This is a genomic window from Neobacillus rhizophilus (assembly GCF_018343535.1).
Taxonomy (GTDB): domain Bacteria; phylum Bacillota; class Bacilli; order Bacillales; family Cytobacillaceae; genus Neobacillus; species Neobacillus rhizophilus.
This window is the reverse complement of sequence record NZ_JAGYPF010000002.1, coordinates 429340-444293: the sequence shown is the minus strand read 5'-3', so window position 1 is coordinate 444293 and position 14954 is coordinate 429340. Positions and strand designations below refer to the sequence as shown.

At 39.0% G+C, this 14954-nt stretch carries 12 protein-coding genes; 3 read left to right on the top strand and 9 right to left on the bottom strand.

Going from position 1 to position 14954, the window contains the following annotated elements:
* Positions 1-105: 105 nt before the first annotated feature.
* Positions 106-405, bottom strand: a complete 300-nt coding sequence (locus KHA99_RS10070; protein ID WP_213117316.1) for a hypothetical protein — start codon at positions 403-405, stop codon at positions 106-108.
* Between the two features lie 228 nt (positions 406-633).
* On the opposite strand from KHA99_RS10070, the gene KHA99_RS10065 reads away from it, so the two are divergent.
* Positions 634-1218: a helix-turn-helix domain-containing protein gene (locus KHA99_RS10065; RefSeq protein WP_213117315.1), complete on the top strand. Its 585-nt coding sequence runs from the start codon at positions 634-636 to the stop codon at positions 1216-1218.
* Between the two features lie 784 nt (positions 1219-2002).
* Here KHA99_RS10065 and KHA99_RS10060 read toward each other — a convergent pair.
* Together KHA99_RS10060 and KHA99_RS10055 are read right to left on the bottom strand one after the other, a co-directional pair.
* The gene (locus tag KHA99_RS10060) at positions 2003-2386 is read right to left on the bottom strand and encodes a VOC family protein (RefSeq protein ID WP_213117314.1); all 384 of its coding nucleotides are present in this window, start codon (positions 2384-2386) and stop codon (positions 2003-2005) included.
* Positions 2387-2514: 128 nt separating this feature from the next.
* Entirely contained in the window at positions 2515-3255 is a 741-nt protein-coding gene (locus KHA99_RS10055; RefSeq protein ID WP_213117313.1) for an SGNH/GDSL hydrolase family protein, read from the bottom strand.
* 390 nt (positions 3256-3645) lie between these two features.
* Here KHA99_RS10055 and KHA99_RS10050 point away from each other — a divergent pair, with 390 nt between their 5' ends.
* On the top strand, positions 3646-4506 hold the full coding sequence (locus KHA99_RS10050; protein WP_213117312.1) for a hypothetical protein: 861 nt from the start codon (positions 3646-3648) through the stop codon (positions 4504-4506).
* 258 nt (positions 4507-4764) lie between these two features.
* Here the strand turns inward: KHA99_RS10050 and KHA99_RS10045 are convergent, their stop codons facing one another.
* The 3 genes from KHA99_RS10045 to KHA99_RS10035 form a co-directional block, all read right to left on the bottom strand.
* Entirely contained in the window at positions 4765-5226 is a 462-nt protein-coding gene (locus KHA99_RS10045) for a hypothetical protein (RefSeq protein ID WP_213117311.1), read from the bottom strand.
* Positions 5227-5269: 43 nt separating this feature from the next.
* Positions 5270-7429, bottom strand: coding sequence for an esterase/lipase family protein (locus KHA99_RS10040; RefSeq protein WP_213117310.1), 2160 nt, complete (start codon positions 7427-7429; stop codon positions 5270-5272).
* Positions 7430-7566: 137 nt separating this feature from the next.
* Positions 7567-9051, bottom strand: coding sequence for a tetratricopeptide repeat protein (locus tag KHA99_RS10035; RefSeq protein WP_213117309.1), 1485 nt, complete (start codon positions 9049-9051; stop codon positions 7567-7569).
* 390 nt (positions 9052-9441) lie between these two features.
* On the opposite strand from KHA99_RS10035, the gene tagU reads away from it, so the two are divergent.
* Complete coding sequence (gene tagU / locus KHA99_RS10030) at positions 9442-10371, top strand: polyisoprenyl-teichoic acid--peptidoglycan teichoic acid transferase TagU (protein ID WP_213117308.1); 930 nt, start codon at positions 9442-9444, stop codon at positions 10369-10371.
* Between the two features lie 167 nt (positions 10372-10538).
* Here tagU and KHA99_RS10025 read toward each other — a convergent pair whose 3' ends face one another.
* Genes KHA99_RS10025 through KHA99_RS10015 form a run of 3 tightly spaced genes read right to left on the bottom strand, consistent with a single transcriptional unit; the run spans position 10539 to position 14850 of the window.
* Complete coding sequence (locus tag KHA99_RS10025) at positions 10539-11951, bottom strand: sodium:solute symporter family transporter (protein ID WP_213117307.1); 1413 nt, start codon at positions 11949-11951, stop codon at positions 10539-10541.
* A gap of 54 nt (positions 11952-12005) precedes the next feature.
* Entirely contained in the window at positions 12006-13640 is a 1635-nt protein-coding gene (locus tag KHA99_RS10020) for an N-acyl-D-amino-acid deacylase family protein (protein WP_213117306.1), read from the bottom strand.
* Positions 13633-14850, bottom strand: coding sequence for a YgeY family selenium metabolism-linked hydrolase (locus tag KHA99_RS10015; protein WP_213117305.1), 1218 nt, complete (start codon positions 14848-14850; stop codon positions 13633-13635). The genes KHA99_RS10020 and KHA99_RS10015 overlap by 8 nt, the downstream gene beginning before the upstream one ends.
* Positions 14851-14954: the final 104 nt, after the last annotated feature.

Genomic DNA, 14954 nt, shown 5'->3' with positions numbered 1-14954 from the left:
TCCCCTTCCCTTTATGGGGTACCTCACCAACGCCTTTTTACTGCGGCTCAGGCACCCAGACCCTTCTGATTAGGATTGATATCCCCTCATGATTGTACTTCATTTTTACTGTTCATGAGTCCAAGAGACAGCTTCTCCTGTGGATGGGCAGCTTGGGAATTTTTCTCCTTGGTTAAGTACTATATGTTCGCCATCTGCATCTACATAATGCCCTGATTCCATTACTGTTTCACCAGTTCTATGAGTATGGCTTTCGTGCGTCCAGGTTGTAGATTTCCCTGTTGATGGGCATTCAGGAAATGTTTCGCCTTGACGAAGTTCTTTCTTCTCTCCATCTGCATCTATATATTGCCCAGATTCCATTACTGTTTCTCCTGTATGATGATGGTCTGTGAAGTGACTCAAAAATAACTCCTCCTTTGAATTAGTTAACCACCATATTCTCCCACAGACCCATTATTTTATTCTGTTATTTGTCCTCTCACTTATTTTCGCCACACCTAGTGATTTGAAGGAAAAAGCCGTAAAACGAAATGACACACAAGAACCGCCCCTCCGTATAACTCTACGGAGCGTTTGTTGATTCGAAACTTTTAAAGTTCTATCATGGCAGTAGAGCAGGAGGAGAAATTGATGGATAATCGTAAAATTGGAGAGTTAATTTTAAATTTGCGGAAGGAAAAGGGACTAACACAGAAACAATTAGCCGATCAAATGAATATTTCTGATCGAACGATTTCAAAATGGGAGCGTGGGTATGGCTGTCCAGACATCACGCTATTGCCAAGTTTATCAACTCTCCTCGGAGTAAATATCGAAAATATCTTAGATGGCGCATTATCGTCGAATGAATTTGTAGGGGGAAATATGAAAAAGTCTCATTATTTTGTCTGCCCGTCCTGTCTTAATATAGGATTGGGGACCGGAAATATGACCGTATCTTGCTGCGGAAGAAAGCTGGAACCATTAGAAGCGAAGAAAGCAACAGACGAAGAAAAGCTATTTGTTTCTGAAATCGATCATGAATGGTTTATTTCAAGCGACCATCCTATGACAAAAGAACATTTTATTTCATTTATTGCTTTTGCAACAGGTGACCAGGTACAGATTATGAAACAATACCCCGAGTGGAGTCTACAAACACGTATCCCGAAACGCAAACACGGCAAACTGTTATGGTATGATACTCAACTCGGTCTATTTTATCAGCTTGTCTAGTTTTACTACCCTATTTTTTAACTTTCCCTCACTCTTTGAAGGTGAGGGATTCTTTATCGGATGGCCCCTTCTTTTCAAAGAAGGGTATAGAAGGGAAAATTCTACTCTAAAAAGGGTTTGGAAAGTAAATCGCTAATTTTGGAAAGTAAAAGTAGAAAATCGGAAAGTATTTGCCAAAAAGTGAAAGTAAAATCATCAAAGTGGAAAGTAACAACACCAAATCGGAAAGTATATCCAAATAAATGGAAAACGACCCAAATAGGTCAATATGTTTTCTCTTATTTTCACTGATCATTCACAGAGTAAATAGTATACCACTTTCGTAAGACCGCAATTTCCATTATTTTGTTACGATTTTAGTGCTAAAACAGGTACGAAAACACAACTTTAATGAAATTGAATGCGCTATTTGGTGCAAAATGCATACATTTACAAAAATAAATCACTTAATTACTTAATTCACTATATTTTTGATAACATTCACCAGAAGCATTGTAACGCCCAAATAAAGGGAGATGTTGATTGTTTAACTTTAGTCCACATCCGGAGCATTCAACTAGATTTTCATTTGCATGTTCCAACACATTTTTCATCCCCAATCTAAGGTTACCCCCAGTTATTTAAAGATATATAGTATCCCTTTTTCTTTTGAAAAAGGAACCTTGGATTGCCCCTGAACCGGTGTTTGTCTGATACCTTGACTCCCCCTTTCTTGGTCAAGTTCTCCAATAGTTTGACAAATAAAAAAGCAAAGGTAAAAAAACTTTACCCTTGCGTAGAACATCTAACAATTACAGATCATTAAAACATTGCCATCTAAGTCCTTGAAATTAAAATAGGCAAAGTCACCTATGCGCTCTATTTCTTTAACGACTATTATCCCTTTATTTTTAATAAACTGGTAAGCTTCATCAATATCTTGGACGAAGAAATTAAATAGAACGTGGTTTGAAGGCTTCAATTTAAAGCCTGGGTCAAATGTGTGATCATCTAAAGTAAGGCCGGTTTCTGAAGTTACAGGGACATTGTAGACAGGAGAATTAACTTCTTCCTTATTAAACGGTAACCCAAGTAAATCACTGTACCATTCTGCAGATTTTTTTAAATCACTAACATGAATAAATACATTATTTACCTTACAAGCAATTGGAGAAACCGTTGAATTCATATTCTTTCCACCTTTTTACTTTTTGTATATTAGTAATTCAACAAATAGTAAACAATACCTCTTAAAAATTCTAAATTAAATAAGGCTGTTGATTTTCTTCAACAGCCCTAGTCACTAACAATATTATTCTACTTTAATGCGTTTAAGCCAATATTTGCAAGCAACTCATGCCCGGCAAGAGACGGGTGGATGTCTCCTGGTAAAAGGTAAAACGGACTCAATCCTATAACGTAGGCATTGGCAATGGCTAAATTCGGATAGTTTAACCCCTCTAATGCATGATTGATAGTCTGAATAAGAGGATTACCTAACAAATTAATTGGGTGTGATTCACCAAGGAATAGAAACGGATTATAAAAATTATATAGCACTATTTTAGCATGAGGGTTTAGCGCATTAATTTTTCCAACAATTAAACTAATATTTAGTTGAAGAATTTGGGCAGATGGACCAAGGCTATTAATTAATCTTATTATGGCCTCATTATCCAGATTTCCTCCGCTCGCCACATAAGCGTCTTTAATTGACTTTAACAAATCGTTACTGCCAATATTCAACGTAATATAATCTGCCTTACTTACCGCTTGAATGAACTTTTGATCATGATTTAGCGCATTCAACAAGTCTGATGTCTTCCATCCTGGGACAGCTAGGTTGCGGACGCGGAGGTCGGCTGCTTCTCCAATTAAATACGGAAAGGCATCTCTTGATGGTTCATCCATACTATCGGTAAGCCCATACCCAAATGGGATAGAATCACCCAATGCAACCAATGATTTTTTTGCATTTTCACTCTTGGCAAATCCTGAAGTTGTAAAAAATAAACTGACAACTAAAAGCAACGGCAACAGCTTCAAAATTCTTTTCAACTTTTTTCCTCCCTCATTCCTTATTATGTAGCCATTATTCATTATAATTAGGCCCAAAGAAGGAGTTTGTCGAAACTAATAGATAGAATAGTATTTAATTTCTATTATAAACTGACAAATTAACCATCAGATGCTCCATTATGAGCCATATCCAAAAAGTCTGAACACCAGCAATATCCGAGCGGTGACAGCTGCACCCGAACTTTTTATAAGATTTCTAATGCGTTTTATCACAAATGTCGAATTATTAGGTATATAATACTAAAGGGCTTTTGAGAGTGTACGCCCATCAATATCTACATAATGCGGAAAAGGAACTGTCAAATAAAAGATACGAAAACTAGTGATTTTTATTTTAAAAAGATATAAGAAAAAGTGGGAGGACATAAGATGAAAAAAATATGCGCATTACTGATGGCAGGCCTTCTATTAACTGGTTGTTCAGCAGCTTCGACTGGTTCATCATCTGATTCCGAAGCGAACTCGGACACTGTAACGGAAAGCGACATTAGTTCTGAGGAAAATGGTATTGCTCGGTATATTAATAGCTATATAGAGGGTTACATTGAAAATGTTCAGAGTAAGATGCCTTCTCCTGATGATTTAATGTTAATGGATTCTGGAAAAAAAGAATCTGTTGTTTTTGAAAGTTTGCTTTACTTGCATAAAGATATCGCACAAGGTTTAGAAGTGCCTAAATACTATGAACCAGAGAAATACACAAAAATTATCGAGTTATATCACCTTTCGATAGAAAAATATCTAGAGTATCTCCATGCCTACCAACAAGGAACCGGTTTATTAGACGAACCCTATGAACTAGGCTCACAATATGCAAAAGAGGCACAGGCGATCATTGATGATATCAGTAATAAGGAACCATCAACTAAATTGGTTGGTACCAAAAAGAAAGACGTTTCTTATAAAGTTGGCGATTTGTACTTATTGAAATATGATATATCAGGTACGAAAACATTAAAGGATTATCAAAAATTAAATAAAATGATAGATCCTGTACCTGTACGAACAGAGACGGGGCTAATCTTCGCAGGGGATGTCGAAACGAAAAATGGTGAAATGAAAGAAGTAGACGTTGATACGATCTTTCTTCCAAAGGACAGCTTGATTCATATAAAAGAAATGGATAAAGAATCAAATGACCTTGCCTTGGTAAAAATAATTGAGGGCGAGAATAAAGGTCAAGAATTATGGATCGATACGTCCATTTTAGATATATCTGAAAAACAGTAGAGTCAGGTTTCTTAATATTTCTTTTCTTAAATAAGGGATTGTAATCCAGCCCTGTCTGAGCGGATGAAGGCGTGAGAAACATTCATGAATAAAGCCAACCACCCTGTTTTAAGGATCGTTGGCTTTTATTCTTTGAGAGTATGTTCATCTTGGGGAGATTACCACAATAACTAAATGGATCCAGCCATAACCGATCACTGTTTGCGCCTCTTAGCCAATGTTAGAAATGACACACGAGAACCGTCCCCATGCATCACATTACTCGTCTGAACCAACAAATTTCCACTGACCATTTTCTAAAACAAAAACCCAGTTGGTGTTTATCGTTTTGGTCTGTCCGTTTTGAGTAATTTTCATACGAATGGGTTTTTTTAATACTTTAAAAGAACCGTCCTCTTTAACAGATTCTTTCCCATTATCTTTAATATCCTCTACTGTCAATCCTTCTGGTTTACTTTGCAGGAACTGTTCCAACGTGAGATTTTTAGTGACAGTACTACTCAGAGATTGATAGATAACAGTATAATCATTTTTTTCATAAGCCTCTTTTACGCTATCCACAAACTCAGCAGCTGAATCATCCGTTTTTGTTTTCTGAACATTTGCCGAAACGGATTTTTGGCTAGCCGTTTCGCCGTGATCGGATGACAGAAAATATACTGTGGCTCCTAATGCTATTAACACAACAGCAGAAATAGCAGCCACCCACCATTTTTTCATCGCTTATTTCTCCTCTCGATTCTAGTTGCTACTTTATCCTTTGTCATTGAACCATGATGTTAATTTTATATTCAAGATCCCATTCATCCAGAGGTAAAATGCTGATATAAGAAGGGCCTGATTTAGTCGCTTTTATGATAAAAACATCTTCACCAGGTTGTACTAATTCCATGACATCCCCGCCGAATAACGTCCTTTCAAAATATTCATTTCTATCAAGTTGGTCAGTTCGTGTAACTTTAATAGTATCTCCCACCTTTAACGTAAGGGTCCCGCCGTTTGGAGTACTTGCAGTCCCTTTTCCATTTGTGGTGATTTGATAGTTCACGGCATACTCCGTTGGTGAATTGGTTGGTTGGCTCTGGCTGTTGCTGGCCGCTGATGGTTCTATTTCAGGCGGGACAGGTGCGTAATCTGAGCTTTCTGCATAAATCATCACGTGGTCAAAATCCACATAGTTATCGACAATATACACCTTTTTACCCTTATAGGATGTCTCTTTGACCAGTTTGGCATCATGCCCATGTTTTTTCGCATACGTCTTGATTTCCGACCACGTTAGGTTTAACGGCTCATTTTTGTAATCGACGAATTTCCACGTATCCAATACCCATTTCCCGTTCTTTCTTACTGCTGTGTAATAGACCGTATCCATCGTTGCCATGATTTCATTCTTGAATTCAATAGAGGAAGCAACAATCTTAGAAGGAGTACGCTCATGGATTGTAAACCGAACATCAAAATCATCAATAGGGAAATAGGCATAATCGCCGCCGCCTTTGAAATAATTGGATGAAATTTTTTCCAATTCACTGTCAGTAAAGTTTTGAGTAGCATAGTTTAATAGCTGAGGCCTTATCATCGAAAAATTAGACATATTCTGCACATTTTCCCATTCATGTTTTTTTACATGGTCCTGATAGGTCTGTACGATGCCGTTTTTAAGGTTTTGAATGATGTTTCTTGTTTCCGCAGCCGTTGGAGTCTCATTTTCAGCTTCTGTTTTGAATACATTCATCATGGTTTCGTACAAGTTACCCCTTGTATTGGTTTCATCACCGACAGAAATTGTATCAATCTTTCCCCAATCTGACGCAAGGATTGCAGTATGATGGTAGCCGCTATCCGAAATATTGGAAACAAATTCCTTTGATTTATTACTTATGCTTAATAAAAACGTAGCAAGTGAAACATTGAAACGCAAATCTTCATGATTGGCCCACTCATTTCCTTTTTTAAACTTAAACTTCGTTCCACCTAAATCACCTGTATCGGTCGGTGTATCTGTACCTGGAAAAATGACCCCATCCCCAATAGGGACATCTGCTCCATCGGAAATATTCCACAATCCCCCTGGAAGAACATTAATGGGATATTGTAAATGAATATCTCCATAAAAATTGTAATAAGGGATGGATTCAGGCGGATTCGTTTTGTTCGTGGTTTGGAACCATTCGCTTTTTGGGGCAAGGTCCCTTATAGCTGGAGCATTTAAATCTATAGGAGAATGATCTGCTATCGATTTCACAGCAAACTCCGCTACCTTACCCCCAACTTTTCCGTATTGTTTTTCAAAAGTCATTTCGAAACTTTGTCCAAACGCCTTTGCACCTGTCCCAATTCCGCCCCCAATAGGAGCCAGCCAGGATCCCTGCTGAACCCCGTGTAAAAAGGTGACAAATTTAATATACTTGGCATCTTCTTTTCCATACCTGGCCAATTCCCCACGGATGATGGAGGCTCCCATGCTATATCCGAAAAGAACCACTTTTTTGCCGTATTGGTCGTAACACTTTTTGATTTCCTTATGCAGTTCCTCTGCGTTTGTGGAAATATGAGGCAGGCTATTTCCACCTAATGAAACGTCGCTATACTTTTCATTTTCATCGTGATATGCAAAGTAAGACTCATTTGAGTCGCTCAATCCAACCACATGGTAGTTTCCTGTTTGTTCTAGCTCCTTTAAAAAAGCATGGACTGATGGGGCTTCTGAACTTAATTTAGTAGAGTCCATTCTAATCCCGTGAACAAAAATAATCGGCGTGGGCCCATCGGATGAAGATACGGTAGATTTGGAAGGCTGAGGACAAATGTTTGCCTCGTGCGCCGCTACAGGAGAACCGTTGAAAAAAAACAAGGTAATCATTAATGTAGCTATTATAAGTAGTGTCAAGATTTTCTTCTTTTTCGAAAGCACAATCAATTTTTATATCCCCTCTTAAATGTATTTTACACGTCTATGAGACTATAGATTCTAAATCACCTACTAATGGACTGATTGACAATCTCATCGACAAAAAAGAGCTTGGCTTATAGCCATAACTCTTAGACCTTTCTACTTTAAACTTTAGCTTGCTGGGCGTTTAAAACGAAAATCAATTTGTTTTTAATTTTATTTGCATCTTCCCTAATGTGAGGTAATTCATTTTTTAATTCGGAGATTTCCTTAGCAATCGTTTGAGAATTAACTTTATTAGAACGGATATATTGTTTGACTCTTTCTTCGTTCCTACTTTTTTCTTCTAACGCCCTTGATAATACAGGAATACTAGTAAAGATACCAACGAGCACAAATACTCCAACAAAACCAGCAAAAAGAGGCATTACTGTAAATAAGAAAACCGAAACGATAGTTGATATTATTAACCCCCAAATATTCCCATTAGTGAAAAGTGTTTTCCAAAACTCACCATTAATTTGTTTATACTCATTTTTTAATCTTTCTTGGTTCGTTTCATTGCTATTCAATTGTTTTGATTTTGATTCTATTTTTGCTTCTACATCATTTATTATTTTAGCAAGTTGTTCACCAAGTAAAGTTTCAAACTTGTTAATTAATCTTGAAGCCGAGGTGATATATTCATCAGCTTTCCGATAACTTTCATATGTATCTTTTTCAAGTAACTTAGAAATCTTAGAGAGTAGTTGATGTATTTCTTCTCTCTTTTCATCCACTAAATTAGAAAAGTCGGAAAAGTATTTTCCTTTATCTGTAAGACTTAAAATTTCTTTAGAATCAGGAATAGATAAGAGCTTAATAGAATCAAATTTTTTCAGCACGTCGTCTTTTAAATATTCCTTTAAGGAAATAAGAAAATTATCTACTTCATCCTTATAAGAAAGAAAGTCTTTTTCAATGGCTGCTAGAGCGAAAAGCTTTGGATCTCTTTCAATAGAACGCTTTAATAGTTGAATGCCATCTGTTAAGTTACGTGTTTTCATCTCATAACGTGCATGATCAAATAAGTATCCCGGCTTTTCAGTTGAACGGATTGCTAATTTGATTGATCGTAGTGCTTCCTGATATTTCCCCATATTGTAATAGATCATGGAAATTAATTGATGGGAATACCCTAAAAAGTCATACTCCTCGCCATCAGGAGCATGAAGAACACTTTCATTCGCATAATCCAATGCTTTTTCAAAGTTATTCATTTTTATATATGCCAGTGAAATACCAATATAAGATCGGTAATGTAATGGATTAAGGGCTATTGCTTTTTGGAAATATTCAATAGAACGTTCTATAGCACCTCTTTCTACTAACCGCATAGCAAACCCGAAGTTTTCCATTGCTTCCGTTTTGTTCGGTGCTTTTAACGTTTCTTCTATATTTTGTAATATTTCATTTCTTTTCTTATTTTGAGATACTAATTCTAACCGTAATTGATGAATTTCATTAGATAGAGATTGTAAGTTATGAGATAAGTCTAAATTATGGAGTTCTTCTTCCATCCTGAACTTTCCTAAAGAATCATTAAATTCAGATACATAGTTTGAAATACTCCTTATATCACTTTCCAAAACATTATTAAGTGTGTTCATGGTGGCCTCCTGTAGAACAAGCGTTACTTTTTTACTAATTATAGATTAGATTAGTTGTTTTGTCATAGTGAAAATTTATTCTTATCGAGATATCACCAATACTTTTCCGATGAAAGTGACAAACAGGGATGATGCAGAGGGACGGTTCTAGTGTCTCAAATGGCTTAGGCTATAAACGAAGCTGCAAATGTAAATAGGAGGTTATCAGTATTTGAAAATGAGGCAAAAGAACCGTCCCCATGCCTCAGTTTGGAAAGTAAAAGTGAAATTGCCGATGAGGCACAAGAACCACCTCTATGTGTCTCTTGGAAATAAGTTAATAGTTACAATAGATATATTGTGTGAGAGAATGGAAGACTAATGTTATTTCACAAAAGGAGGTTTTCATAAATGAAAACTCAAAAAAGGAAGAAAAAGTGGGTTAAAATTACGCTCATCACTCTTCTTGTGTTGTTCCTATCATTCGGAATTTATAGTTATTCAGTATATAAATCGTTTAAAAACGCAGTTGATACCATGCACCAGCCAATCGAACGAAAACAATCAGATAAACGACAAGAGCCAGTTGAAGTAAAGAAGGATCCATTTACTGTCTTAATGCTGGGTGTGGATGAACGGCAAGGTGACAAAGGTCGTTCTGACTCCATGATCGTATTGGCTGTAAACCCACAAAAACAGTCGGTAAAAATGTTAAGCATACCGCGTGACACACGCACTGAAATAGTCGGCAAGGGAAAAGAGGACAAGATCAATCATGCTTATGCATTCGGCGGAGTACCGATGGCAATGGATACGGTTGAAAACTTTCTCGATATCCCGATTGATTATTATATCCAGATTAATATGGAAGGCTTTAAAGACATTGTTGATGCGGTTGGCGGGGTGACGGTTCAGAATGACCTGGACTTTACTGTCGGCCAATACCATTTCGCAAAAGGAAATATCACTCTGAATGGGGATGAAGCGTTAAGTTATTCGAGGATGAGACACGAGGACCCTAGAGGGGACTTTGGACGACAAGAAAGGCAGCGTCAAATCATTCAGGCAGTTATAAAAGAAGGTGCCAGCCTTTCTACCTTAACAAACTTCTCTGATATCTTTTCCGCACTTGGTAAAAATGTCAAAACAAACTTAACCTTTGACCAAATGGCAGCCATTCAAAAAAATGATAAAACGGCCGGAAACAGCATTGAACAAATCGAGATAAAAGAAACAGGCACAAAGATTAACAAAATTTATTATGGATTAGTCGCTCCAGAAGAGAAACAAAGGGTGCAAAGCGAATTAAAATCACAATTGGAGTTAAGCAATTCTAACTAAACTAATGTAATTAATGCTCGAATTAAGGTGATCCTCCCAATCCAGCACTCACCTAACAATAAAAACCAACAACCTTTGAAAGGTTGTTGGTTTTTTTTGAATCAATATACCAATCTCTACTAAAAAGAACAGTTGCCTTATTATGGTTAGCAAGTTGCAATATCACTCTATGCCGTATACTGATCCTCCTGATTATACGCCGAAGGCGCTGCCGGGACCCCTCTATTGAGTTCGATTTTATTTACGATCAAGAAGGTTAATAAGCTGGCTACGCTTCCGGCAATGACAGCCATGATACCGAATGGTTCTTTTGCTAGCTGCCATCCGAGCCCGATAACGGTACCTGCTATAATAGAGTACAAACCGGCTTTTGGTGTAACTTTATCCCATACCAATCCTAGTAGATATGCTGCAAAAGGACCGGTTGAACGAAGAGTAAAGGCAAAAACAAGCAACGGAATGATTTGTTGGCTGAATAAAGAAATGCCAACCGCCACTAAACCTGAGATAACAACAAGCATTTTACTTAATTTAAGCTCTTTATGAGATTCTACGGCTTTCTTCGTAACAATTGGATAAATATCTTTTACGAATACACTTGCTACAGCAAGTAAATTTCCAGAGGCACTAGACAATGTTGCAGAAATAACACCTGACAGGAGAAGCCCTGAAATAAGCGGCGGCAATAATTCAACAGAAACGGTGGCCAATGCATCATTGGCATTAATTGTTGGAAACACAGCTAACGCAATTAAACCAAGAACAGCTGGAATGAAGGCATATAATGTCATTAAGATGCCGCATAATAGTGAACCTGTTACGGCTACTTTTTGATTTTTTGCGGAATAATAGCGCTGTACCGCTTCCTGTCCGGTTGAAAAGGTCATAAAGTACATGATGGTTAACCCGATGATGGTTCCCCATCCAATCTTGGTAAAGCCTAACTGTTCCTTCGGCAGATTGGACATAACCGCGTCTACACCTCCCGCACTGTGAAAGGCGAAGGGAACGGCAATCGCAAACCCAAAAACAATAAGGAAAAATTGCACAAAATCCGTAAGTGTAACACTCCACATTCCACCTAGATAGGTGTAGAACACAACCCCTAATCCTGCAATCAGAATTGCCCATGTTACACTAAAACCTGTTAATATATGGACAATTGATGCCGTTGCTGTAATTTGAACTGCAGCCAAGGCAGTTGAAGCTACAAAAGACAAGAAACTAGAAATAGCATAACTGCTTGTACCATATCTCCGGCCAATAATTTCCGGAACAGTTGTCGCCATTGCCTTCCGCATATAAGGGGCCACGAAAGATACTAGTAATATACCAATCCCAGCTGATACTACATACCAGCCGGCAGACAGCCCCCAATCACCATAAGCTTTAGAGGCGACACCAACAGAACTTCCTCCGCCAATCTCAGTTGCGGCCAATGTCCCTGCAAGCATAATTGGACCTAATCGACGGCCAGCAAGGTGATAATCGTTACTATCCTTGACCTTTGTTTTTGCATATAATCCAATTCCAATCATGGCTGCCATATAAACGATAACAATTGTCCAAATAATTCCCATAAATCATCCTCCTTAAAAATAGCTTGCATGACAATCTATATTTCAACTCTGTTCTTAACGGGACAATAACTCTTTTTCATTAACTCCTTGAACCCCTGGATAATGACGGCGAATCACCTTTCCCACAGCTTTCCGATAAGCCTGCTCACCTTGAATGACAACATCACCGTTGACGATGACTGTATCAATTCCAAGATTGAACTGGCGCGGTTTTTCAAATGTGGCTTGGTCGATAATTTCGTCTGGGTTAAAGATGACAATATCAGCGGCCAATCCCTCCCGTAAGATTCCGCGGTCCTGCAAACCTATGATTCTCGCAGGCTGAGATGTCATACGGCGAATCATATCTTCTAACGGGAGAACCTTTTCTTCCCTTACATATTTTCCAAGAATCCGAGGAAACGAACCGTAGGCACGTGGATGTGGTTCACCGCCTAATAAGCCGTCACTTCCAATCGTCCCAGCCGGGTGTGCAAGGATCGCCTTAACGGATTCCTCATTCATGACAAAATCAATCATCCCAACGCCATTTTTCTCATGGAGAATCAAATCCAGAGCTACTTCGGCACAATTTTCCCGGCCATCTAATTCAGCAATTTGTTCAATCGTCTTACCTACACAATACTGTTTCTCAGCAGATTCTACGGATGTAACAATAATTCCATCCCAACCTGCCCACTTCGACATGCTATCCCAGCCCTTAAAGCCTGTTGCCATCTCCTCGATCATTTTCTTCCGAAGCCCTTCATCGGCGAGGCGTTCGAGCAGCTGATCGGTGCCGCCAGCATGGACCCAAGGCGGCAGAATGGCACTCAGCATCGTACTTCCGGCCGTGTACGGGTATTGGTCAAAGGTTACTTCTAACCCTTCTTCCCGAGCTTGGTCAATCTTTTTTAATACATCCGGTGTCTTATGCCAGTTATCCTTACCGCAATTCTTTAAGTGTGAAAAATGAAGGTGAGCTCCGCACCGCTTCATCATGTCAATCAATTCCTGCATGGATTCCAGAATTTCGTCACCTTCACTTCTCTGGTGGATGACAAGCGGCACCCCGTATTCCGCAATCACTTGGCATAATGCCTCTAATTCCTTCATTTCGGCAAAACAGCATGGCGGGTATATTAATCCGGTCGATAAGCCAACTGCTCCTTCATCTAAAGAACGGCGGAGAACGTCTTGCATTTGTTTAATCTCGTCATCTGTAGCTGGACGATTGTCCAGTCCCATAACCTCCATACGGATATTCCCGTGCGGGGCAAGCACCGCCAAATTATAGCTTGGATTGTTCCTCTCAATCTTATCCAAATATTCAGAAACCGTTGTCCAGTCCCATTCAATTGGCGGATTACCATCTAATCCAGCCAAATTTTTTCTCCATGGCGAAACATATTCCTTCGGCAGCGGGGCTGCGGCAATTCCGTCCTGCCCTAGCAGGTCTGTTGTAATTCCCTGGCGAACCTTTGCCTCAATCAAAGGCTCATCAAGAATAACAAGATCGGAATGAGTATGCATATCAATAAATCCAGGACTTACAACCTGATTCTTCGCATCAATTTCTTCCTTAGCCTGGCAATTTGTTAATTTTCCAATCTTGACGATTTTTCCGTTCTCAATTGCCAAGTCCCCGTAGTACCATGGAGAACCCGTTCCATCAATAATTTTCCCGTTGCGAATAATTAAATCATACATGTTTTACAGTCTCCTTTTCCTTGGTATGAATGGATGTTAACGCTCTCATAATGGCCGAGTAGCCTGCTGTAGCTTTTACCAATTGAACTATCTCGATATATTCATCATCAACGTGAGCCTGTGATTCTAAAGACGGACCAAAACCGATTGTTGGAATATTTACTTCACCTGCAAAGTGGCTTCCATTTGTACAGAAGGAATAATGAGACAGCTCAGGTATAAGTCCAATCGCAGCTAATTCTTTTAATGGAAGCTGGACAAAATCTTCGTCATCATCATATAACCATCCTGGAAAAAATCGCTCATCACTAATTAAAGCCCCTGTATAACAGCGTTCCTCGCCGAAAGCGTACTTTAAGCTTGCTTTAAACTGCGGATCCTCCAACTGAAGCTTGTCAATGAGGTTCTGGATTGGCGCCAAAACGGATTCCTTTGTTTCCCCCACCAGCAGCCGGCGGTCAAATGTCACTGTACATAAGGATGGAACGACAGATGCCCCAGGATAAGGAGAGGATTTGATATCCGTTAATTCAAGTATTCCCTTTCCTAATACCTCATGTTCATTCACTGGCAGGTTCCGAATCTCAGAAAGGAGCTTCATCATATGATAAACCGCATTAATTCCTTTTTCCGGATTAGAGGAATGGGCAGGTTTTCCAACGGTTTCGACGACGATTTCCGCACGGCCCCTTTGTCCCCGATTTAGTTTTAAATTCGTAGCCTCTCCAATGACGACATAATCTGGGTTTACAATTTCACTAACCCGTCTTGTCGCTACTCCCTCAAAGCACTCCTCATGGACGCTGCATGAAACAACGACCTTACCAGGAAAAGCTTTCTTTGTATCTTCAGCAAAATTGATTGCTGCAGCAATCATGGCACTGACAGCCCCCTTCATATCGGAGGTTCCTCTGCCATAAATTTTTCCATCTCTTATTTCGCCTGAAAAAGGGTCGACTGTCCACTGCTCAGTATGTACTGGTACAGTATCAATATGGCCATCCAATAATACGGTCGGTCCCTCCATATTGCCGTTTATTACGAGCATGACATTCCCGTACTCATCCACAATACATTCATCAAAGCAATGCTGTTCAGCATATGCCTTAATCTCTTTTGCCACCAAATCCTCTTTGCCGGAATAACTTTTTAATCTCACTAATGATTGACAAAGCTTAATCACACTTTCTTTCCGTTTTTCTGTTAACACCTTTACTCCCCCTATAAAAAAATTGTATTCCTTTTCCAGATTGGCTCTTAGGCAAGGCACTGCACCGCGTCATCCCAACATTGAATATAGCCGTTCCAAAAGCC